We start from the raw sequence: 23,403 nt of genomic DNA, 5'->3' as shown, positions 1-23,403 counted from the left end.
GCTATACGATAAAATTTAATCTAATACTGCCAATGCAGTTAAGAGAAGATTACAGATCCGCGGCCTGGGCAATTAGTTCCGCAACATCAAGAACCGCTACATCACCTTCTTTTTCCTTGTTCTTTACTCCGTCTGTCATCATGGTATTACAAAAGGGACAGGCAGCTGCAATAATATCCGGACGGGTTTCCAGGGCTTGTTCCGTTCTTTCTATATTCACATCCTTGTTGCCTTTTTCCGGTTCTTTAAACATCTGTCCTCCGCCGGCACCGCAACACATCCCGCGCTGTTTGCAGTTTTTCATTTCTACCAAGGCAATATCCAGTTTCTCTATGAGTTCCCTTGGAGCCTCGTAAACCTGGTTTGCTCTTCCCAGGTAGCATGGGTCGTGGTAAGTAATACGTTTTCCTTTGAATTTACCCCCTTGCAGTGCGATCCGACCTTCTTTCAGAAGGTCATTGAGAAATTGGGTATGGTGAACCACTTCGTAATCTCCCCCCAAACCCGGGTATTCATTTTTCAGCGTATTAAAACAATGAGGACATGCAGTAACAATCTTTTTAACCCCGTATCCATTAAGCACTTCGATATTGGTTACCGCCTGCATCTGGAAAAGGAATTCGTTCCCAGCTCGTTTCGCAGGATCCCCGGTACAACTCTCTTCAGTACCCAGAACAGCAAAATCGATCTCTGCCTGGTTAAGGATCTGCACAAATGCCTTGGTTATCTTCTTGGCCCTGTCATCGAAACTCCCAGCGCATCCCACCCAGAAAAGAACCTCTGGTTTCTTCCCGGCTGCTACCGCCTCTGCCATTGTTGGTACCCTTAATTCTTTACTCATCTATTGCTGATATTTATTTTGATTCTTTGGCCCAGTTTAATCGGTCCATCTGGTTGAAGGGCCATGGGGCGCCGTTATTCTCTATATTCCCCATCATATTGTTGAGTTCTGATGGAGCAGCTGATTTTTCCATGACAAGATATTGTCTGAGGTCCATGATAATAGATAACGGGTCTATACTTACAGGACAGGCTTGTACACACGCATTACAGGAGGTACACGCCCATAATTCTTCAGCCGTTATATAATCATTTAACAATTGTTTCCCATCATCCACAAATGTACCGTTATTGGTATCCAGGATCTTACCAACTTCTTCCATCCTGTCCCTGGTATCCATCATGATCTTCCTGGGAGAAAGTTTCTTTCCGGTCTGGTTAGCAGGACATTCATTAGTACAACGCCCGCATTCCGTACAAGTGTAGGCATTTAGTAATTGTACCCGGTTAAGGTCCATCACATCGGATGCGCCAAACTTAGCCGGTGGCTCTGCATCCTCGGCCGGTGCAGCAAATGGATCTGCTGAGGGATCCATCATTAGTTTTACTTCTTTGGTGACCGCATCCAGGTTAGGAAATTGTCCCTGTGGAGTTACCCTGCCATAATAGGTATTGGGAAAAGCCAGCAGGATATGCAGGTGTTTAGAATAGTAGAGATAGTTCAGAAATGCCAGTATTCCAAGGATATGTAACCACCAGGCGCTGCGTTCTATAAGAATCAGGGTAGACTCAGACATACCACTCATTATGGAACTAAGGAATTGGCTTACAGGAAATGTCCCAGCCTGGGTGTAATGTTCTGCTCCCATTTGTTGCAGCTGGTAATCCGCTGCGTTCATCGTAAGGAAAAGAATCATCAGGACTAGTTCTATATAAAGAATGAGGTTTCCGTCTTTCGAGGGCCATCCTTCCATTTCAGGCTTTTTAAAACGGGAAAGTTTAATAACATTACGTCTGAGCCAGAAAACAACTACCGCCACAATAACCAGTAAAGCCAGTATCTCGAAGGAGGCAATCAATACATCGTAGAAAGCTCCCATCGGGGCAAAGATCCTGTGTGTTCCAAACAGACCATCAATGATGATCTCCAGCACCTCGATGTTAATGATGATAAACCCGATATAAACAATCAGGTGCATGATTCCTGCAACAGGTCTTACTACCATCTTAGACTGGCCAAAGGCAATCTTCAGCATATTCTGAAGACGTTCAGCAGGAGCATGAACCAAATCTGCCGGTCGACCCATTTTAATATTCCTTCTCAGCTTATTGATATTGCGGGCAAAAAAACCGATCCCGACCAAAAGGGCCAGTAAAAATATAATATTGGGTAAGTATTGCATTATTTGGTATCTAGTTGTTCTGAGAGTCCTTCAATTGTTCCGCAGGATCGTTTTCAGGAAGTGTATATTCTTTTTGTTTCTTTCCAAAAACAGAGACGTTCACATATCTTTTCGGATTCAGGCGAAAGTCTTGCAGCAATAATTCCAATTCCTGGGACGCATTGGTCAGGTTGTTGTAAAGCACTTTATCATTTACCAGTTTCCCAAGGGAACCGTCTCCCTGTTCTATTTTTGCCAACACCTTATCAAGATTTGCCACTGTAGTTTCCAGTTTCGCAATGGTCGCTGCAAGGTCTGCTTCTGCCAGGGTACCGGAAACCTCTGCCAAATTCGTGGTCATGGTATTAAAATTGGTAATAGAGCTGTCTAAGCCGGACTTATTCTCCTCCAGGATATTATTCAGCGTATTCGCGCTTTGCTGAAAGCTGCCTACAACAGCATTAAGTCCCCGTATAGTTTCTCTAAGGTTTTTCTTGGTGTCTGCATCCAGTACTTCGTTCACATTGGCCAGAAGAGAATCGGCATTAGTAACAGCTCCCTCCACTTTCATCTGCAGGGGAGAAAGTTTTTGCTGCACCAGGTCTGTAAGTCCCGGTCTTATATTGGAGGGCAGCGTATCTCCTGATTTTGCAGGAGGAGCTCCATCAAAAACGGGGTGGATCTGAATTCCTTTACCGCCGATGATCCCGGTATCGTAAAGTTCTGCTGTACTGTTCTGTGAAAATTCAAATTTATTGTCCACGGAAAATGTTACAACCAGGTTACCAGTGGCATCCTTAAATTTTATACCGTTGACAGTCCCGACCGTTAAACCATTAATACTGACCTGTGTTCCAGGTTGCAATCCACCGACATTCTTGTAGACTGCGTAAAATGTTTTGCTATTATCAAATAGAGGGCTTGACTTAAGATAGCTGAAACCTAACATGAACAACAGGATTCCGCCGATAACGATAATACCTGTCTTAATTTCCCTGGATAATTTCAAGCGCTTTTTTTTTGGGTTCCTAACAAAATTAGAAATAATTTTTAGAAGACCTCCTATTAATCAGAGAGGTATTCAAGGGCTTTGGCCACTGAAATGCGTTTTCCATCCCGGTAGGCCACGATAAAAGATGAAGTATACCCTTTCTGGTCAGCGTTGGCTTTGAGCAATTTAGCGTCCTCATAGGAAGATGCATTACCGTACAGGTACCTGAAAAGACCCTTAACTGGCTCTTTTGATAAATTTCCTAACCCATTAAACTGGGCAGGTTCTAAGGGTATGTTTTTGCTGCTGGCCAGCAATTGCACTTTAAACTGAACGTTTTGCCTAGCTTTTTTCTTCCCTGTACTGACTTCTTTGCCCTGCCCGTTGGATTTAGATTGAGCAGGCGTTGATTTTTTCTTGTCTACAGGTGTTACTGCAACTGCTCCGGAGGTTTCCTGCGGCTTGACATTCTCCGGCTGCTTTTTCTCCTCCGCCACAGTTTCCTGTTTTTGCGCCACTGGCTTCTCAGCTTCTGGTTCGGGGGTAGAGGTTATTACCGGGGCATCCTCCGGGAAGGCACGTACATTACTTTTATATTCAAGGATCGCATCGGCGATAGCCCGGCCCATCTCTGATTGACCCCTGTTGGAATTGAGATAACTTCCTTCTGACTTATTCGTCAGAAACCCTGTTTCTACCAACACGCTGGGCATAAAAGTCTGGTGAAGTACGATAAACCCGGCTTGCTTTACTTTTCGATCATTTCGTTTAAGGTCTTTCGAGAAATTCTCCTGCATCATTTTCGCAAGCATGATACTCTGATCCAGAAATTCTTCCTGCATAATGGTCAGGCCTATTATAGACTCAGGAGAATTGATATCATATTCCGAGTACCTGGCTTCGTAATTGTCTTCGAGATAAATAACGGAGTTCTCTTTTTTCGCAATCTCAAAATTTTGTTCGTTGGCGTGTAATCCTAACACAAAGGTACCGGCACCATGGGCATCAGAGGAATGGGAATCACAGTGTATGGACACAAACAGATCCGCTTTTGCCTTGTTTGCAATCTCACCTCTTTTATAGAGATCTACGAAGGTATCGTCATCCCTGGTATAAATGACCTTGACCCCGGATTGTTTTGACAAATAATCACCCGCTTTTAAAGCTATGCTCAATGCAATATTCTTTTCCATGTAGCCATTTCCAAGGTTTCCAGGGTCGTGTCCGCCATGGCCGGCGTCCAGGACTACTATAAAAGGATCATCATTCCCAATAGGTCCAGGGGTGCGGTCAAACGATACCAGCATAAGGGTGATGAGAAGAAATGGTATGAAAAAAAACCGTTTAATTTGCATAATAATTTGGGTATTTCTGGCCTTTATCCCGGGTTAAATTTATGTTGTCCCAGCCCGGCGGAATAAAAAATATATGTAAGTTTGAGCCCCGAGAATCAAGCCGAATCAGTACAAAAATAGGATTTAAAGCATTGCAATCAAATAAACATTTTCTACTGTTCCTATGGCTGATTTTAATTAGCTGTTCTTCCCTGTATGCGCAGGAAGACAAAATCAAGGCTCTCCCAATCAAGGCAGAACAGGATTCGATCACAGCCCCGAAATTGCCTTCAACCATTGTAAACGACAGTATTCCCATAGATAGCGTGGCAACCGATACGGTACCAGCGGATTCCGGCGCCTTGTTGGGTAAGATCAAATATAAGGCCAAAGATTATGTAAAGCTGAGTCAGAAAGAGCAGAAGATCTACCTGTATAACGAAGCCGAGATCTACTACCAGGACACCGAATTAAAAGCCGGCATCATTGTTATGGATTACTCCAAAAACGAGGTTTATGCCGGTCGCATCAAGGATTCCCTGGGGAATTACACCCAATTACCTTATTTTAAACAGGGAGAAAATGTAGTAATTCCAGATTCTATCCGGTTTAACTTTGATACCGAGAAAGCCCTGATATTTAATTCCCGCTCTGAACAACAGGCAGGGTTAGGCGCTTTAGGAAGCGATGCCATGAAGGTATATGCCCAGATCACCAAAAAAGAAAATGATTCAGTTTATTTTCTTAGCGAAGGAAAGCTGACCACTTCCAAGGATACTATAGATCCCGACTATTATATCAGGGTAAGAAAGGCAAAATTTGTCCCCAAGAAGAAAGTGATCGCAGGGTTCAGCAACCTGTATATCGTAGACGTTCCCACTCCTATCGCATTACCATTTGCCTATTTCCCCTTGACCGTGGGAAGAACGGCGGGGGTGATGATGCCTACCTTTGGTAACGACCCCGACAGGGGATACTTTCTCCAGAACGGGGGATATTACCTTCCAATTAACGATTATGTAGACCTGACTCTTACGGGAGACCTCTATACCAATGGAAGCTATGGTTTAAGAGGGCAATCCGTCTATGCGAAACGCTATGCTTACAGGGGGAATATTAATTTCCGGTATGAGAACCAGGTGACAAGCCAAAGAGGTTTTGATGATTACAGCCGTGGAACTATTTACAATATCCAGATATCGCATTCACAGGATCCGAAAGCGAGTCCGAATTCCAGGTTATCTGCTTCGGTAAACCTTGGGAGCAGCCAGTATTACCGTAATTCGCTCCTGCAACAGAATTTACCCAATACCCAGGTAAATAACTTGTCTTCATCGATCTCCTATTCCAAGACATTTCCGGAATATCCTTCGGTTAATATGAGTCTCACAGCGACTCATAACCAGAATACCAATACTAACGTGGTAGATCTCACATTACCGACCTTACAGGCGAGTATGGAAAGGATATTCCCGCTTGCCAAGAGAGGTAGCATTAAAAAAGGGGCTATTCAGAATATAAACTTTCAGTATGATCTGAATGCACGGAACAGTATTCGTACGACCGATGAGGATTTCCTGAGTGCAAGGATGTTTGACAATGCTAAGATTGGCGCAAGGCACCGCATCCCGATCGCGACCAATTTTAAAGTAGCCAAGCACCTCAGTGTGACATTAGGGGGGTCTTATGAGGATATATGGACCTTACAGACTTTTGAACAATCTTTTAATACAGAGACAGGCACGGTGGTCACGGATACCATCAACGGATTTGACCGTTACAATCAATACAACCTTAGCGCCAGCATGGGAACAACCCTTTACGGGACCTTTAACTTTGGAGAAGATAAGAAGATACAGGCTATAAGGCACGTGGTAAGACCAAGTGTGAGTTATGGATTTGCCCCCTCTTTTGACCAGTTTTACGATGAATACATAAACGAAGTGACGGGGTTACCCGTGCAATACAGCAGGTTTCAAAATACCCTCTACGGTGCACCCAGACTGGGAAAATCAAATTCGCTGAGCTTTTCACTGGCTAACACTCTTGAAGCCAAGGTCAGAGATAAGGACAGTACCATAACCGAGCCAAAAAAAGTGATGTTACTGAACAGTTTTAACCTCTCCACGAGTTATAACCTGGAAGCAGACTCCCTTAAATTAAGTCCGATCAGCCTGACCGGGGGGACCACGCTGTTCAAGAATAAAATGAATGTCAACTTCGGCGCCAACCTCGATCCTTATGCCATTGATAACAATGGAACCCGGATCAATACATTCAATGTAAATAACGGGGGTGGTTTGTTCCGGCTAACTTCGGCACGTGCCAATATTGGATATTCGATCAGCAGTGCAGATTTTAAACGGGACGATGAGCCGGTCACGGAAGACCCTTATGATGGTCAGAATTATGTTGCGGCGAGTGGTGGGCGAACAGATGATCTTTTTGGTAAGGCCAACGACTTTGACCAAAGTGCTTTTAAGAACAGGGATGAAGACGATATAGAAAACCCTGTATACGGCACCAAAATTCCCTGGGACCTGAGGCTACAATACGCCGTTACCTACAGTAACAGCAACCGTCAGAACGAATTTACCAATCACACCCTGATGTTCTCGGGCAACATTACTCCCGCCCCGAGATGGTCTGTAGGAGTTTCTTCGGGATATGACATCAAAAGAAAAGGATTCTCGGTAACCCAGTTCCGTTTTGAAAGGGATCTTAAAAGTTTCCGCCTGAATTTTGACTGGACGCCTTTCGGCCAGTACGAGCGCTGGTATTTCTTTATCGGGATCAAGAGTTCTCTCCTTAGCGACCTTAAATGGGAGAACCGGAGTCAACCGAGGAGGTAATATTGAGGTTCGAGGTTTGAGGTTCGAGGTTCGAAGTTTGAGGCCTACCTACGGGAGGTAAATTCGAGGTTTGAGGCCTACCTACGGCCCGTCCGACCGGAACGGGCGGGTAGGTAAATTCGAGGTTTGAGGCCTGCCTACGGCAGGTAAATTTGAGGTTCGAGTGCGAAGATCGCTGTTCGCAGTTTGCGGTTGGGCACGCTTAACTAGTTTCGAGATTAATCATCAAGGTAAAGCTTCCTGTCTCCCTTGTCCCTCATGTCACCTTTGTCACCACTTTGTCACTATGTCCCTGTGTACCTCTGTAACGGTTCGAAGTTTGAGGCCTACCTACGGCCCGTCCGACCGGAACGGGCGGGTAGGTAAATTCGAGGTTCGAGTGCGAAGTTTGTTGTTCGCAGTTCGCTGTTTGCAGTTCGCAGTTATCAATTGGAGATCTTTAGCCAATTTCGAGATTTATCATTAAAGTAAAGCTTCCCATCCCCTTGTCTCCCTGTCACCATTGTCACCACTTTGTCACTATGTCCCTGTGTACCTCTGTAACATTTCGAAGTTTGAAGTTTGTAGTTTACATGGAATGTATTTTTCCACCGCATCACCCGCCCGAACGACGTTCAGTCGGGCAGGCCGCATCACCGCATCACCGCATCACTGCATCACTGCATCACTGCATCACCCCCCCGAACGACGTTCAGTCGGGCGGGCCGTATCACCACTTTGTACCTGTGTAACTACAAATGATCTTACCCACCTTGTGTCTTTTCACCGATGTCACTACATTTATCACCTAACCTTTTAGAAATGGAAAAGAAGATCATTCACACTAAAAACGCACCGGCTCCTATCGGTCCATACAATCAGGCAATATTGATCAAGGACACCCTGTATGTTTCAGGACAGATTGCCCTGGATCCCGCAAACATGAACCTGGTACAGGGAAGTATACAACAGGAAACCACACAAGTGATGGAAAATTTAAAAGCCATCCTGACCGAGGCCGGGATGACTTTTGAAAATGTGGTTAAAAGCACGATTTTTATTAAGGATATGCACCAGTTCGCAGAGATCAACGCCGCTTACGGAGCATACTTTACCCCGGCATTAGCACCGGCCAGAGAAACCGTAGAAGTATCCAGGCTTCCTAAATTTGTAAACGTGGAAATTTCCGTGATCGCGGTTAAATAGTCTGTTTGTGAAATTCCATTAGACCCTCAATCGGTCTTTGACGGATCACTCCCAATACGAGGTCATTTCTTTCGATCACCGTTTTCAGTTCATCCCGAAGGAACCAGGCAATACTACCCACAAAGTGGATTGGCACTTTAGTCGCCAGTTCAAACTGCATGATGTAATTGTTAACGAATTGCTGCAAACCTTTATCTATCACACCTTTACTATAGGCGTGATCCTTATTCTCTACCAGGAACCTCGCAAAAGTGGCCAGGTATGTATTCGGATTCGGTTTCTTATATAGATTCTCCTTAATTACATCGGCCTCGAGGTTGTATTCCTTTGAGAATTTTAGAGCCAGGTCCTGGGGCATTTTGTGGAAGTAATAATCGCGGATAAGTTTTCGCCCAAAGAAGTTTCCACTTCCATCGTCCATAGGGATGTAGCCCAGTGAGGTCACCTTCTGGAAGAGTTGGTGCCCGTCGTAATAACTACAATTTGAACCGGTTCCCAGGATACAGACAATTCCCTGGTGTCCTACCTTTGTAGTTGAATATATTGCGGCATAGGTATCTTCCTTAACCTCAACCTGTGCATTGGGGAAAAACTCCTTAAAGATCTTCTTAAGAAATTTACGCATACGTAATGTCCCGCAACCGGCACCATAAAAATGTAAACGACGAACCTTCCTGCTATTTTTAGATAGCTCAAAATTATTGGCCAGGCGTTCTACAATTACTTCAGGAGTAAGAACTTCAGGACTAAGTCCAAGGGTCTGGGTCATGAAAACCTGCTCTCCTTTATCATCAAGTGCAATCCAATCAGCCTTGGTTGCACCGCTATCTACGATTACAATCATATCGGAATAGTTTTAAACTAAAATATCCTTAAAACAAGCGATCAAATGCCCATTTTAAGGATATTTTTCATCTGTTCATTTAATATTACAATCCTGCTACGTGAACAGCTAGGTCTACCAGTTTGTTAGAGTATCCGGCTTCGTTGTCATACCATGACACCACTTTAAAGAAGGTGGAATTAAGCTCAATTCCGGCTCCGGCATCAAAGGTACTGACATGTTTGTCCCCGATAAAATCCTGGGAAACCACATCATCTTCTGTATAACCCAGAATTCCTTTCATCTCCCCTTCAGAAGCAGCTTTGAACTTCTTCTTGATATCTTCGTAAGAAGTCTCTTTCTGTAATTTTACGGTAAGGTCTACCACGGAAACATCTGCAGTAGGAACCCGGAATGCCATCCCTGTAAGTTTCCCTTCCAGGGCCGGTATTACCTTGGTAACAGCTTTAGCGGCACCCGTAGAAGCTGGAATAATATTCAACAAAGCACTACGTCCTCCCCTGTAGTCCTTCCTTGACGGTCCGTCTACGGTTAACTGGGTGGCTGTAGTTGCGTGTACTGTGGTCATCAGTGCTTCTTCTATACCGTAGTTGTCGTGCAGTACTTTGGCTAACGGAGCAAGGCAGTTTGTGGTACAAGATGCATTTGATACGATCTTGTCGGAAGCTTTTGCATCTTTGTGATTTACTCCCATCACAAACATCGGAGCATCCTTAGATGGTGCAGAAATAACAACTTTCTTAGCCCCGCCGTCAATATGTGACTGGGCCATATCAAGCGTTGTGAAAATACCGGTACACTCAGCAACGATCTCTGCGCCTACTTCGTCCCACTTAAGTTGTTTTGGGTCTTTTTCCGCAGTGATCCGGATGGTCTTCCCATTAACTACCAGGTGACCATCTTTTACCTCTACTGTTCCGTTAAATTTACCGTGTACAGAATCGTACTCCAGTAAATATGCCAAATGCTCAACATCCAATAAGTCATTGATGGCAACGACTTCTACATCGTCTCTTTCTACTGTAGCCCTGAATACCAGTCTACCAATTCTTCCAAATCCGTTTATTCCTATTTTTACTGTTGCCATTATTGTTTTATTTAATTAATGTTTTTATGTGGTCATGATATCGGATACCCGAATAAGTTCATGATCAATTTTTGTATGTCCTTTTATAGCTTCACTGATGGGTGTAAGAACGATCTCGTTATCGATAATTCCTACCATCAGGTTCGATTTTCCTTCCAACAGGGTCTCCACGGCCTTCACCCCCATTCTGCTCGCCAATACCCTGTCAAAGCATGATGGTGAACCACCGCGCTGCATATGTCCGAGTACTGAGACCCTGACATCATATATTGGCAAATGGCTTTCCACGTATTCCTTGAGTTCAAATACGTTTTTACCGGTTTTGTCTCCCTCCGCAACGACCACGATACTAGAAGATTTACCCGATTTCTTACTTCTCTTAAGCGATTCCAGTAAACGTTCCAATCCAAGATCCAGTTCAGGGATCAAAACTTCCTCAGCCCCTGCACCAACTCCGGCGTTCAGGGCTATATGACCTACATCTCGTCCCATCACCTCGACGAAGAACAACCGGTTATGCGAGCTTGCAGTATCACGGATCTTATCGATAGCTTCTACCACGGTATTCAAAGCGGTATCGAAGCCAAGGGTAAATCGTGTTCCGAATATATCATTATCAATGGTCCCCGGAATACCCATAACAGGGAATCCGAATTCCTCGTTAAATATCTGCGCTCCCCTGAAACTCCCATCTCCTCCAATCACAACGAAAGCGTCTACATCGGCTGCGACCAGCTGGTCATAAGCCTTTTGCCTTCCTTCCTTGGTACGGAATTCATCACATCGGGCTGATTTCAGGATGGTCCCACCTTTATTAATGATGTTGTTTACGCTTCGCGCGTCCATCGGTACAAAATCTCCTTCTATCATTCCCTGGTAACCACGGTAGATCGCCAGACATTCTACTTTCAGGTATGCACATGTCCTGACTACGCTCCGAATGGCCGCATTCATGCCGGGGGAATCTCCTCCCGAAGTGAATACTGCTATTTTTTTAATCTTTCCTGCCATAAAAAAAATCGAACTGCGAATTTAAGAAACTTCTACCAAAAAGCATTGATTTCCTTCTCTATTTCAGGCAAAGCTGGCAAACGATAACGTTATCGTTAATAAATTTTCCTTTAAGTTGTGAAAAATGCAACAATGGTTCAATGTGCAGCGATCAGGGAAGCCTGGTTTTCTGCTTGGGATAGACTCTTATCAGGCTATCATTGCCCATAACCGTTGTTGGAGTCTCATTATCAGGCTTTGGTTGTGGCTTAGGTCTATCGTTCTGTCCCAATACTTTCCGGATAAGGGATCGGAAACTGTTGAAATCGACCTCGTAAGAAAGTCCCACTCCCTGGGTATAGCCCTGGTCATCTGCCAGGAACTGCCGGATCTCGTTTTCCCTGTTAAATATCTTGGCCCTTAAAGTACCCTGTTCATTCAACAACACCTGTACTTCCACGTCCCCGGCTACCACGGTCTCGGTAACCCCTCCAACTGGTACCCCGAAACGCCCGTTAAATAAAACCCTGTCACTGATCTGAGTGGAAACAGTCACACCTATCCGGTCTTCGGTCTGTACATCATTAGGATCAAGGTATCCCTGTTCATAAGACACGCCGAAATCGAACTTATCATTGCTGCCGCTCAACACCGAATTCAGCAGACCAGAGGCGGTCTGGATAGCATTTCCTATTACGGCCTGTCCGCTTAAACCGGAATTATCATTCACAAAAGTTCCCTGTGCCAACAGGAAAATTGCATTCCGTTCTTCTACTGTCGGATCCTGCAGACGATATTGTAATTCTGATTTTACTATTGAGCTGGTTCCGGGGAAATCAATATTAAAATCGATGGTCGGCTGTTCAAGTTCACCCGTTAGCTGTACCACAACCTCGGTTGGAATCCGGCGCGAATAACCGGAATTATCTAACAGCGGAGCAGGGTTCGCATTGAGTGAATACACCGCTTCCATCTGTAGTTGTGCGCCGAGGGGGTCCCCTGTCCAGGAAATGGTACCCCCGGGTTGAACGATAAATGTCTTATCGATCACTCCCCCGAATTTATAGTTATATCGACCACTGACTGCAACGAAATCACCATACATATTGAAGGTGCCATTGGTATTGATCTGGATCAGGAGAATTCCCTCCCCTGTACCTTTGAGAGAACTTCCGGTCTTGGGATCAACGATGATCTCCACCTCTGCATCAGGAGTAACTACCAGGTCAAATTCCAGGTCTAATCCCTGGTATTCTTTCAATACGCGTTCTGATTCCTCCTCAGCCACTACTCCTTTCTCGATGAAATTGATAAACGAATAATCCCCGACGGATGCTACATCGCTAATAGGGATCTTCAGAGAACTACCACGGGCTGTAGCCCCGTCAAAGGTAATATTCAGTGCCCGGGTAGGGCCAAAAATGGCTCCAGTCCCGTTTACAAACCCGGTCCCGTAATAGAGTACTTCCTCCTCGAACTCCGTGTTGAGGATCAAAAAGCGGTCACCCTCGGTATCTACATCAAAATCGAGCTCCCAATCCCCCCAAAAATCGTGGGTGATAGTACCATCAAGTACCGCATGGGTCTGGAAGGCTATGTCTGTAAGCTGGACGTTCTGAAAATCGAATGACTGGTTAAAAAGGCGCACGGTGGAATTCGGTCCAAAATCATAATCGACGTTCAGATAAGGGATGGCGATCCCCGCGTTGTTCAGCGTCAGTAAGCCGCTGATGTCAGGATTGTCTAATCGCCCGGCCACCTGGGCGCTACCATTGAGCCTACCCCGGATATTGGTGATCACGCCTTCGCCCAGGGGACTGAAAGGTTCTAACTGGAAATCCCTGAAGTTCACTAATAATGATGCTTCCGGGATCTCTCCCTGGTTTAGGACATTCCCAATCACACTGAATTTTTCAATGCCATTCTCGGTGATCTGCGTATTAACAACAAAATCCGTGAGATCCCGGTTCCCTACGATCCCAATACTCATATCGCCCAACCGGATACCGTTCACTCCAAAATCTGAAATATTCAGGTTACTGGAGGGCAGGTAAATATTGTCTTTCTGTAAAATATTGAGGTTACCTGTGATCTCTCCCTCAAGGTTAAGACTATCCAGGGTTGGCGTAATTTTCTGCAGGGAAACGATCCTGAATTCCATCTCCAGGTCCTTATATGTAGAATCCGCGATCTCTCCTCTTAATTTGATCTGCTCCTCGTTATTATTCATAACGATCTCCTCGATCCGGATACTGTCCAGGGTTCTGTTCAGGATGACCTTGTTCTGCTGGTTCCCTTCCTTGTTCAATACCCAGGTGTGATCTTTGAAACTAATTTCTGACCGTTTCAAACCAATGACCGATTTTTTCTCCTGATTAAAGGTGTGGTAGAAATTCAGGTTGTAGCTGTCATTGTATTCGCTCCCACCCTTAAATTCGGTCCGGAAAAAGAGGGTGTCTTTCAGCGTGGTGTTGATCAGGTTAAAATCCTTGGCATTATAATATGGGGTCATGACATCCGCCACAGAAACGAAGGTGTTGAAAAGCGGGTTCTTGTTGTCAATTTTCACATCGATACTGTCCAGCTCATTGCCAAATGCCTTGATGGAGGGTGATTTAAAATTAAGTTTAAAATCGCCTTCGTCAGCGATGATATTACCCCGGATGAAAGTATTTGGGCCAAATTCCACTTCAGGGAAAAACACTTCTACGATCTTGTTGTAAATATTGAAATTGAATGCCAGTTTCTGTCCTTCGGAAATTTTATACGGCCGGTAATTGGTATAGATACTACCAACTGAATTCTGTACCAGCTTCCCTAATTCGTTCACCTTGAAATTACCACGCATATAACCGGTAATGATATCCGGAGAATTGATATCAATGGTCCGCAGGGAATCCGGTCCAAAGGAAGAGGTCACCTGGAAATCATCAAAATAATACGTGTCGTTGACATTTTGGTAACTAGTCTCGGTGAATTTCACTTCACCAACGATATTATCAAGATTACTTCCTTTGACATCCATATTGACATTTCCTTTGAAAACGGAAATACTGTCATTAATAAAGTTGAGCTTCCTGAAATCCGCATAGTTAACATCGGCCCTGAAATTAAATGTGTTGACCGCACTTCCAAAGTCGGCCAAACCAGTAAAACTCATCTGCAGGTTGGGGTCATTAGCTACCAGGGAACCATCAAAGAGCTGATCCTTCAATATCCCTGAAACATTTACATTCTCATACTTGTATTTATTGAAGTTAATATGGTAAACCTCACCGATGACCTCTGTATTCAAGGTCTTCTTTACAAATCCTTTCCCTTCCACATTAAGGTCCATAGAGGCGGTCCCCAGTTTAGGATCATTAAGGAAAGCACCCAGATCAAAGTTCATCAGGGAAATAAAGCCCTCGTATGCGGCATTGTCAATATTATTAATATTGGTCAGGTTCAGATCCGCGTAACTATCCCCAATTGCAGTGGTTAAGTTCACCCTGGAATCAATAGAGGATTCTGTCACGGTAGCGTCTCCCCTGATCGTGAATTGCCCCAGATTATTAAAAGAGGACGGCAGTGATGTTCCCAGTATATTAGGTAATAATGCTCTAAGCTGGTAATAGCTGGTCGTGATATTCCTGATATCTGCCTTTAGAACAAATGGTTCTTCTTTTATGAACAGATTTTTGAAATTGAAGTCGCCCCGAATACCTGTATTATCAGAATTCAGGTAAAGATCATTAACGGTGAGATCGTTGAGGGTGCCGCTGAGCTGTGAAGAAAAGGTCACCGATTTGTCCTTTCCAAACTGGTCGTAAAGTTTATTGATCTCATCAAAAGCAACTGTAGATTCCACAAATTCGGCTTCCAGCTGTACTTTATTCATAAAATCCTGGAAATCCTCCCGTTGATAATTAAAGACGAGGTTTCCCTTAAAAACGCTTTCCCCGGTTTCAAGGTGAAGCGAATCAAACCGCATTTGCTCCTTTGTATACTGGAACGCCGTCCGCAACTGTCGTACTTCTAACTCCCTTGTACTTTTAAAAGACATGTCATCGATATCCGCCTGTACTTTTGGTCCGACTATCACAAAGTCATTGGCCGTTATATTCAGGTCCCTGAAATAGAGCACCTGTTCTCGTTCCAGGTTCTCATCGAGAAGCCGAAACTTACTGTTGTTGATATTTACCAGGCCTGTTGAAAAAAAGAAAGGGGGAGTGCCCGGGGGCCTGGGCTGTTTGTCATCCAGTTTTTCAATAAAGACATTCAGGTTGGTATTGGTCTCTCCCTGGTACGTCTTCAGCTTAAAATTCAGGCCATTCACTTCTATATCACCGAATTCTAACCGGCCCTTGACCAGGTTCCCCATATGGAGAACAGATGTAGAAATATCCCGGATATAAAACAAGGTGTCCTTGCGGTAATCTTCGATGTATACGCCCTTTAGGGTGGTGTCCCAGCTCAATAACGAGAGCTTTAACTTATCTATGTTGATATTGGTACCATATTGTCCGTTGATCGAATCCGTGGCGTATTTGGCCAACCTGGTCTGCACAAAGGGCAGGGAAAGGATGAGTGTACCCAGAACGCATATGAGTATAAGCACCAGGAGGGTCCTCAACAATATTTTACCTAGTTTTCTGATAGTGCTTTATGTTTTACCTTTGTACACCAATTTTTATTCCAAAAACGTGGAAAATTCTAATATTTACATCCTTGCCATTGAATCTTCCTGTGACGATACCTCGGCAGCCGTTTTGCACAATAACAGGAAGTTAAGCAACGTGGTGGCCACGCAGAAAATTCATGAGGAATACGGCGGTGTTGTACCGGAACTAGCCTCAAGGGCGCACCAACAGAATATTGTACCGGTGGTAGACCGTGCCTTGGCCAAAGCAAATATCGACAAAAAACAATTATCTGCCATAGCTTTTACACGTGGTCCCGGACTGATGGGATCACTGCTCGTCGGAACCTCTTTTGCCAAGTCACTTGCTCAGGGATTAGGCATTCCCCTGATAGAAGTAAATCACATGGAAGCCCATATCCTTGCGCACTTCATTAAGGATGAAGAACAAAGCATGCCCGGCTTTCCATTTCTTGCGATGACCATCAGTGGAGGTCACACCCAGATCGTAAAAGTGAACGATTATTTTGACATGGAAATCCTTGGCGAGACTTTGGATGATGCCGTAGGAGAGGCTTTTGATAAAAGTGCAAAACTTCTCGGACTACCCTATCCCGGGGGACCCCTGATCGATGCCCATGCAAAGAAAGGAAACCCGAAGGCATTTAAGTTCCCCAAACCAAAGGTAGAGGGGCTAAATTTCAGTTTTAGCGGGCTAAAAACCAGTATCCTTTATTTTATTCAGAAAGAAACGGCTGCTAACCCGGACTTTATTGCTGAAAACATAGATGATATCTGTGCTTCCATGCAGTATACCATCATTAATATCCTGATGGATAAATTAAAGCTTGCATCAAAGCAGACCGGAATAAAACAAGTTGCCATAGGGGGCGGGGTTTCTGCAAATTCCGGGATCAGGAAGGCGCTTACGGAGGCGAATAAAAAATACGGGTGGAAGACCTATATTCCGAAGTTCGAATATTGTACGGACAATGCCGCCATGATAGGCATCGTGGGCTATTTAAAATTTATGGAAGGATCTTTTACAGACCAGGGTGTCAGTCCCAAAGCACGTTTCGCCCTGGGATCTTAACCGGGCCTTCCTAAGAGCTAATGAGGGTCACTTTCGACAAAGAAATATTTGAGGGTGTTGCATTTCTCTATAAAGTAAAATGGCTGGTAGCCTCGTAAAAAGGATCTTATGACACGAGTAAAAAAATTCCCATCCTCCTGGCCGAAGCTCATATAAGACAAATGAATTTTACTTCAAAACCGTTGAAACAAATTATATTCGTATCACGTGGTGGGATAACCACTAGTGAAAAGATTCATTGTTTTATTACGCTTGACCCGGAACATGCCCGGGGAAGACTGAATGAAGCTTAACCTTAGAACAAACCTATGCAGTTATTTTATAATCCTGATCTGACCGAAGAAAATGAGCAATTTCAATTTGATCGCGAAGAGAGCAAACATATTGTCAAAGTACTGCGAAAGAAAGAAGGTGACACCCTATACATCACCAATGGTAAGGGCTACCTGTTTAAGGCGAGTATAGAAGTTGCGGATCATAACAAATGCAGGGTTAAAGTATTGGATCATCAGAAAAAATACCCCAGGCGCTACCGGTTGCACCTGGCCGTGGCACCTACCAAAAACAATAACCGGTACGAATGGTTCCTTGAAAAAGTGACAGAAATAGGGGTAGATGAAATCACCCCATTGATCTGTGAACGCTCTGAGAGAACATCGATAAAAACCGAAAGGATGGAAAAGGTGATACTGAATGCGATGAAGCAGAGCCAGAGGGTTTACCTCCCAAAACTGAATGAACCTACTTCTTTCGAGGAATTTATAAAAAATGAACACGAAGGGCTGCGCTTTATCGCTCATTGCGAAGATGACGAAAAGATGGACATGAAAAGACGGGTGGCGCCCGACACAAATATTACTTTACTCATAGGACCGGAAGGTGATTTTACTTCCACAGAGATTAAAAAAGCTTACCAGGAACAATTTATCCCTGTATCCCTGGGTGACTCGCGACTCCGCACAGAAACCGCAGCCATAGTGGGATGTACCACGGTAACCTTAGCGAATACTATTTAATCCCAAGCCACGTAAAGCACTCCCGGTTTTAAACGAGACTAAATCTCTGGACTCCCGGGTCCAATACTCCCGAGAATTCTTACATTTGGTACTAGCTTTACCAAAAATGAGGATATTCTTAACCTTATCGTTATTGCTGTGTTGTACAGTTTGTGTCGCACAAGAAATAGCTATCCTGAAATACAAGGGTGGCGGGGATTGGTACGCCAATCCTACTGCCCTGCCTAACCTGATAGCATTCTGTAACAGCAATATCGGCACTACAATTAATCCTAAACCCAGGACCGTAGAAGTGGGGAGCCCGGAATTGTTTTCCTATCCCTGGATTCATATGACCGGGCATGGCAATGTATTTTTCTCACGGGAAGAAGCTGAGAATCTCCGGACATACCTTCTTTCCGGTGGTTTTCTCCATATTGATGACAATTATGGGATGGAGCCTTACCTGCGGAAAGAACTGGTCAAAATATTTCCTGACCGGGACCTGACCGAAGTGGGTGTTGATCATCCTATTTTTAACCAGGCCTATAATTTCCCCAAGGGACTTCCGAAGATCCATGAACACGATAACAAACGCCCGCAAGCCCTGGGTATTTTTAATGAAGACCGATTGATGGTACTTTTTACATTTGAGACAGATTTGGGTGATGGTTGGGAAGACCAGGCTGTACACAACGATCCCGAAGAAGTAAGGACCAAGGCCTTACAAATGGGAGCTAATATTATCCAATACGCCTTTAAGAACTAATATGACTTATAACGATATTACCAAAGGAATTGTACAAGCTGTTGCTATAGTTGCAGGAGTCTATCTGCTCTTTCATTTTCTGTACCTCGTCAGTGCGGTCATCGCCTATGTTGCCATTGCCGTGGTGCTGGCCCTTATAGGAAGACCTGTAGTTCTTACCCTAAGAAGGAAGCTACGTTTTCCGAATACCATAGCGGTTGCCGTAACCATGCTGCTTATGCTGCTTATGATCGGGGGACTGATAGCGCTCTTTGTTCCCCTGATCACAGAACAAGGCAAGAACCTTTCCCTGCTGAATATCGAAGATCTTCAGGAAAGCCTGGATGCTATTTACAGGGAATTCACTTTCCTTTTCGGGGCCACCCCGGAAACAGTAAATGAATTAATCAAGGACTCAAAACTGGAAAATAATGTACTCCAGGGACTGAACGTCGAATTCATCCCAAACATTTTAAATTCTTTTCTCGACATTCTCAGCTCCTTCAGCATTGGTCTGTTCTCGGTATTATTCATCACTTTTTTCTTCCTGAAAGACAGTAAACTCTTCCAGAATGCCATCCTGGTTTTTGTTCCGGATGGGAGTAAAACCAAGGTTGTCAAATCCATAGACAGTATAAAAGCTTTACTCTCCAGGTATTTCGTGGGTTTGTTATTGCAATTGTTTATACTGTTCGCCATTTATACGGTTGTATTGCTTCTAGTGGGAATAGAAAATGCAATAGTGATCGCTTTCCTATGTGCACTATTCAATATCATTCCATATGTAGGGCCGATCATAGGCGGGATCATAATGGTTTTCCTGACCATGACCAGCAACCTGGGGTATGATTTTAATACCGTTATTCTCCCTAAAACCGGCTATGTCCTGATCGGACTTACCATTGGCCAGCTTATAGACAATTTCTTCTCCCAACCCTTTATTTTTTCGAACAGCGTTAAATCTCATCCGCTGGAGATATTCCTGGTGATCATAATTGCTGGAATAATTTTCGGGGTGGTCGGAATGATCGTGGCCGTTCCGGGTTACACCATGCTGAAGGTCATTCTTAAAGAATTTATGGCGGATAACCATATCGTAAAGAAGTTAACCCATAACCTGTAAATACCTGATTTGAACCTCGCTGTTTTAAATACCCGGGTACAGGATTTTATCAATACACACCTCGACGAGGATCCAACCAAAATCGCCCTGAATCCCCCTGAAATCCCCGGAGTTGAGGGACGTGAAATTGCAGAACAACTGGCTTCTAAACAGAAATGCAGACACAAACTCCCTAGGTGGTACCATACAGAGGGTATCTATTATCCTAAAAAAATAAATATAGAACAGACCTCTTCGGAGCAGACCGCGGCTTACAAAGCCTCTATAGTCAAAGCAGGGAAGGTCCTGGATATGACAGGCGGGTTTGGTGTCGATAGCTTTTATCTCGCCCGGGATGCCGATAAATTAGATTATTGTGAAAGGAACCTTGAACTCTGCAGTATAGCGACGCATAATTTTAAGCAGCTGGAAGCCCGCAACATTACAACTCACTGCAAAGATGGTTTAGGTTATTTAAAAGAGAACCGCGAGCATTACGACCTTATCTATATAGATCCCTCCAGGCGATCAGAGGTTAAGGGCAAGGTATTCCTGCTTACAGACTGTGAGCCAAATGTACCTAAAAACCTGCAAACTATTTTAGAAAGAACAGCAACCCTGTTAGTTAAGACCTCCCCCCTGTTGGACATAAAAACAGGAATGGATGAGCTTGATGCTGTTGCCTCCATACATATCGTGGCTCTGGATAACGAGGTCAAAGAGCTGTTATGGGAAATCCGGCCAGGATATCAGGGCACCACTGGTATACACTGTATCAACCTGAAGGGGGATACTATAGAAGAATGGAAATTCAGGTTGGGCAAGGAGGCAGAAGCCTCCCCAGATTACGGACAACCACGCAAATACTTGTATGAACCCAATGCGGCCATAATGAAATCCGGGGCTTTTAAACTGGTCGCGACCGACTTTAAATTACTTAAGTTACATGAACACAGCCACCTTTATACCTCGGACGAGCTCATATTGTTCCCGGGGCGCCGTTTCCTCGTTAACTCGGTCATCCCCTACTCCCGGAAAAATCTTAAAGCCACGGGGATAACCAAGGCTAATATAACCACAAGGAATTTTCCGGAGAGTGTGCAGCAGATCCGTAAAAAGACGAAAATCAAGGATGGGGGGGATTGCTATCTATTCTTTACAAAAGACCCGGATAATAAGTTGCTTGTTGTTAATTGCTCTAAAATATAGCTGCCGCTGTACAGCAGAAAAACTTATCTTGAAGTCAGTAAACCCAGTACTGTAACCCGGAACTATGTATTACAACCGAAGAACATTTATGAAAAGTGCCACTGCACTGGCTGTCCTTTCTTCCTTTGGTGCTTACGGGTTCGAACTGATGAATTCAAAGCCCCTGAGAGTCGGGCTGATTGGAACCGGGTGGTATGGCAAAAGTGACCTGTTCCGTTTAATGCAGGTATGCAGGATAAACGTTATCTCGCTCTGCGATGTAGACCGGCGGCAACTCTCTGAAGCCGCAGACCTTGTACAGCAGCGACAGGAAAATGGCAGGCGGCCACGCCTGTATACCGATTTCAGGAAAATGCTCTCAGAGAAAGACCTGGACATAGTACTTATCGGCACCCCGGACCACTGGCATACCTTAACTGCCCTTGCAGCCCTTGAATCAGGGGCACATGTATACCTTCAGAAACCCATTTCCGTAGATGTTATGGAGGGCGAAGCATTAGTAGCCGCCGCTTCCCATTATGGGAAAAAGGTGCAGGTGGGTACCCAGAGAAGAAGTACTCCACACCTTGCAGAAGCAAAAAAGCTTATCGTGGATTCGGGTTTACTGGGCAAGATCTCCCACGTTGATATGTGCTGCTATTATCATATGAGGGCAAATGGCTATCCTCCAATACAACCGGTACCGGATTATTTTGATTACGAGATGTGGACCGGACCTGCGCCTATGCGTCCTTTTGACGGACTACCGCATAAACGCTGGTGGCGTACATTTATGGAATACGGCAATGGGCTGATGGGAGATATGTGTATCCACATGCTCGATGCTGTGCGATGGATGCTGGATCTCGGATGGCCAGATCAGATTAGATCCACAGGAGGTATTTTTGTTCAGAAAGATGGTCGATCTAACATAACGGATACCCAGACCGCTATTTTCGAATTCGGTGAACTCAATTGTGTCTGGCAACACAGGACCTGGGGTACAGCTGCGGACCCGGAATATCCCTGGGCTTTTATCCTTTACGGGGAGAAAGGGACTTTAAAGGCCAGTGTGATGCAGTACGAGTTTATCCCTGTAGGAGAAGGTAAGCGTATCCATGGTAAAGCACTGCTGGAGAAAGATAAATTCCCTGAGGATTTGAAAGAAGAAGGAATGGAATTACATGCTGCCCCGGCCACGCGACTTCACTTTGTAGATTTCCTTGCCTCAATAGATTCGGGTACTGATCCCGTCGCGGACATTCAAGAGGGTCATATTTCCTCGGCCAGCTGTATCCTGGCGAATATTGCGTTGGAATGCGACAGGCCTTTGCGATATGATCCCGAAAGAAAGTTAGTGAAATCCGATCCTGAAGCTACCAGGTTACTGGCCCGGGACTACAGGGCTCCCTGGGTCCATCCCAGTTACAAAGATTATTTATAAGGAACAGCTTTCAATCTCCCTGAACTGTATCACATTCCCACTCGAACTCTGCGATCTTATCCCTGGAAGCAGATCCGAGGTTATAATGCCACCACTCCGTGCGGATAGACCAGAACCCATACTTTTCCATAGTCTCTTTTAAGAGTTTTCGGTTAGCCAGTATCTTTTCAGGCAGGTCTGTATTATCATGGTATGCCTTCTTGCCAAAATAATCAAAGTCGGTTCCCATATCCACTTCTACGCCCTCCAAAGTTTCCAGGGTAATATCTACGGCCCCTCCCCTGTTATGAATAGAACCTTTATCCGGGTTTGCTACGTACTGGGGGTTTGGTACGATCTCCCACATAATGTACTGCACCGATCGCGGCCGATAACAGTCAAAGAATCGGATGCGATATCCCTTCTTCATAAGTTCGTCATTGGCTTGCATGAGTGCCTTGGCCGTTTTTGCCCGCAGATAGCATTCCCCGCATTCATAAACCTTCTCCTTCATGAAATTATTCTCGGTGGCATATCGCAGGTCATAGGAAAAATCCCGGCTGTAATCTGCAAGTCGTATAAATGTAGTGTCTGACAGGTTATCGAGAGATTTTAGTTTTACCTCCTCCGCTTGCTTAGACACAACACTTAAACTATCTTCAGGTGCCAAATTAGTCTCAGGTTTACTGCTGACTTTCTTCTCAGAAGTCGTCTCTTTACAGGATAGGATCAACAGTGACAGACCAAGGATCAGTACTCTTATCATATTTTAAACTGGAATATTAAAA

Annotated in this window: 17 protein-coding genes; 8 read left to right on the top strand and 9 right to left on the bottom strand. The window is 44.6% G+C overall.

The genetic code is table 11. From position 1 onward, the window contains the following. Positions 1 to 49: 49 nt before the first annotated feature. From CLV82_RS09080 to CLV82_RS09065, 4 genes are read right to left on the bottom strand one after another with little or no spacing between them, the layout of a single operon-like run. A complete protein-coding gene (locus CLV82_RS09080) occupies positions 50 to 841 on the bottom strand; it encodes a (Fe-S)-binding protein (RefSeq protein ID WP_133643991.1) in 792 nt (263 codons plus the stop codon). Between the two features lie 13 nt (positions 842 to 854). After that, a complete protein-coding gene (locus CLV82_RS09075; protein ID WP_133643990.1) occupies positions 855 to 2,183 on the bottom strand; it encodes a (Fe-S)-binding protein in 1,329 nt (442 codons plus the stop codon). Between the two features lie 10 nt (positions 2,184 to 2,193). Next, entirely contained in the window at positions 2,194 to 3,171 is a 978-nt protein-coding gene (locus tag CLV82_RS09070) for an MlaD family protein (RefSeq protein ID WP_133643989.1), read from the bottom strand. Between the two features lie 56 nt (positions 3,172 to 3,227). Continuing rightward, positions 3,228 to 4,508, bottom strand: coding sequence for an N-acetylmuramoyl-L-alanine amidase family protein (locus CLV82_RS09065; RefSeq protein WP_133643988.1), 1,281 nt, complete (start codon positions 4,506 to 4,508; stop codon positions 3,228 to 3,230). Between the two features lie 131 nt (positions 4,509 to 4,639). Between CLV82_RS09065 and CLV82_RS09060 the strand changes: the two genes are divergently transcribed. Both CLV82_RS09060 and CLV82_RS09055 read left to right on the top strand, forming a co-directional pair. Then, positions 4,640 to 7,339, top strand: coding sequence for a putative LPS assembly protein LptD (locus CLV82_RS09060; protein ID WP_133643987.1), 2,700 nt, complete (start codon positions 4,640 to 4,642; stop codon positions 7,337 to 7,339). Positions 7,340 to 8,140: 801 nt separating this feature from the next. Beyond that, positions 8,141 to 8,524, top strand: a complete 384-nt coding sequence (locus CLV82_RS09055) for a RidA family protein (RefSeq protein WP_133643986.1) — start codon at positions 8,141 to 8,143, stop codon at positions 8,522 to 8,524. On the opposite strand, the gene CLV82_RS09050 is transcribed toward CLV82_RS09055, so the two are convergent. The 4 genes from CLV82_RS09050 to CLV82_RS09035 form a co-directional block, all read right to left on the bottom strand. Next, a complete protein-coding gene (locus CLV82_RS09050) occupies positions 8,517 to 9,368 on the bottom strand; it encodes an N-acetylglucosamine kinase (RefSeq protein ID WP_133643985.1) in 852 nt (283 codons plus the stop codon). The genes CLV82_RS09055 and CLV82_RS09050 overlap by 8 nt on opposite strands. 85 nt (positions 9,369 to 9,453) lie before the next feature. After that, positions 9,454 to 10,455 (bottom strand): type I glyceraldehyde-3-phosphate dehydrogenase, encoded by a 1,002-nt coding sequence (gene gap, locus CLV82_RS09045; RefSeq protein WP_133643984.1) that lies wholly within the window; start codon positions 10,453 to 10,455, stop codon positions 9,454 to 9,456. A 24-nt stretch (positions 10,456 to 10,479) separates the two neighbouring features. After that, positions 10,480 to 11,466, bottom strand: coding sequence for a 6-phosphofructokinase (gene pfkA / locus CLV82_RS09040; RefSeq protein WP_133643983.1), 987 nt, complete (start codon positions 11,464 to 11,466; stop codon positions 10,480 to 10,482). Between the two features lie 151 nt (positions 11,467 to 11,617). Beyond that, a complete protein-coding gene (locus CLV82_RS09035; RefSeq protein WP_243744203.1) occupies positions 11,618 to 16,060 on the bottom strand; it encodes a translocation/assembly module TamB domain-containing protein in 4,443 nt (1,480 codons plus the stop codon). A gap of 70 nt (positions 16,061 to 16,130) precedes the next feature. Here CLV82_RS09035 and tsaD point away from each other — a divergent pair, with 70 nt between their 5' ends. The 6 genes from tsaD (at position 16,131) to CLV82_RS09005 (ending at position 22,636) form a co-directional block, all read left to right on the top strand. Then, positions 16,131 to 17,159, top strand: a complete 1,029-nt coding sequence (gene tsaD, locus CLV82_RS09030; RefSeq protein WP_133643982.1) for a tRNA (adenosine(37)-N6)-threonylcarbamoyltransferase complex transferase subunit TsaD — start codon at positions 16,131 to 16,133, stop codon at positions 17,157 to 17,159. Between the two features lie 308 nt (positions 17,160 to 17,467). Further along, on the top strand, positions 17,468 to 18,175 hold the full coding sequence (locus tag CLV82_RS09025; protein ID WP_133643981.1) for a 16S rRNA (uracil(1498)-N(3))-methyltransferase: 708 nt from the start codon (positions 17,468 to 17,470) through the stop codon (positions 18,173 to 18,175). Positions 18,176 to 18,281: 106 nt separating this feature from the next. Then, positions 18,282 to 18,923 (top strand): DUF4159 domain-containing protein, encoded by a 642-nt coding sequence (locus CLV82_RS09020; RefSeq protein ID WP_133643980.1) that lies wholly within the window; start codon positions 18,282 to 18,284, stop codon positions 18,921 to 18,923. Between the two features lies 1 nt (position 18,924). Continuing rightward, the gene (locus CLV82_RS09015) at positions 18,925 to 20,025 is read left to right on the top strand and encodes an AI-2E family transporter (protein WP_133643979.1); all 1,101 of its coding nucleotides are present in this window, start codon (positions 18,925 to 18,927) and stop codon (positions 20,023 to 20,025) included. A gap of 9 nt (positions 20,026 to 20,034) precedes the next feature. Further along, positions 20,035 to 21,213 carry a THUMP-like domain-containing protein gene (locus CLV82_RS09010; protein WP_133643978.1) on the top strand — a complete coding sequence of 393 codons (1,179 nt, stop codon included), beginning with the start codon at positions 20,035 to 20,037 and terminating at the stop codon, positions 21,211 to 21,213. 64 nt (positions 21,214 to 21,277) lie between these two features. Next, complete coding sequence (locus CLV82_RS09005; protein ID WP_133643977.1) at positions 21,278 to 22,636, top strand: Gfo/Idh/MocA family protein; 1,359 nt, start codon at positions 21,278 to 21,280, stop codon at positions 22,634 to 22,636. A 10-nt stretch (positions 22,637 to 22,646) separates the two neighbouring features. Here CLV82_RS09005 and CLV82_RS09000 read toward each other — a convergent pair whose 3' ends face one another. After that, entirely contained in the window at positions 22,647 to 23,381 is a 735-nt protein-coding gene (locus CLV82_RS09000) for a M15 family metallopeptidase (protein WP_133643976.1), read from the bottom strand. Positions 23,382 to 23,403 lie beyond the last annotated feature (22 nt).

The sequence above is a fragment of the Zeaxanthinibacter enoshimensis genome, from assembly GCF_004362865.1.
Lineage (GTDB): Bacteria > Bacteroidota > Bacteroidia > Flavobacteriales > Flavobacteriaceae > Zeaxanthinibacter > Zeaxanthinibacter enoshimensis.
This window is presented reverse-complemented; position numbering and strand designations above follow the sequence as displayed.

Coding starts and splice junctions, on each gene's coding strand:
- CLV82_RS09080 (WP_133643991.1), bottom strand. CDS start 841: ATGAGTAAAGAATTAAGGGTACCAACAATGGCAGAGGCGGTAGCAGCC.
- CLV82_RS09075 (WP_133643990.1), bottom strand. CDS start 2,183: ATGCAATACTTACCCAATATTATATTTTTACTGGCCCTTTTGGTCGGG.
- CLV82_RS09065 (WP_133643988.1), bottom strand. CDS start 4,508: ATGCAAATTAAACGGTTTTTTTTCATACCATTTCTTCTCATCACCCTT.
- CLV82_RS09055 (WP_133643986.1), top strand. CDS start 8,141: ATGGAAAAGAAGATCATTCACACTAAAAACGCACCGGCTCCTATCGGT.
- CLV82_RS09050 (WP_133643985.1), bottom strand. CDS start 9,368: ATGATTGTAATCGTAGATAGCGGTGCAACCAAGGCTGATTGGATTGCA.
- gap (WP_133643984.1), bottom strand. CDS start 10,455: ATGGCAACAGTAAAAATAGGAATAAACGGATTTGGAAGAATTGGTAGA.
- pfkA (WP_133643983.1), bottom strand. CDS start 11,466: ATGGCAGGAAAGATTAAAAAAATAGCAGTATTCACTTCGGGAGGAGAT.
- CLV82_RS09025 (WP_133643981.1), top strand. CDS start 17,468: ATGCAGTTATTTTATAATCCTGATCTGACCGAAGAAAATGAGCAATTT.
- CLV82_RS09020 (WP_133643980.1), top strand. CDS start 18,282: ATGAGGATATTCTTAACCTTATCGTTATTGCTGTGTTGTACAGTTTGT.
- CLV82_RS09015 (WP_133643979.1), top strand. CDS start 18,925: ATGACTTATAACGATATTACCAAAGGAATTGTACAAGCTGTTGCTATA.
- CLV82_RS09005 (WP_133643977.1), top strand. CDS start 21,278: ATGTATTACAACCGAAGAACATTTATGAAAAGTGCCACTGCACTGGCT.
- CLV82_RS09000 (WP_133643976.1), bottom strand. CDS start 23,381: ATGATAAGAGTACTGATCCTTGGTCTGTCACTGTTGATCCTATCCTGT.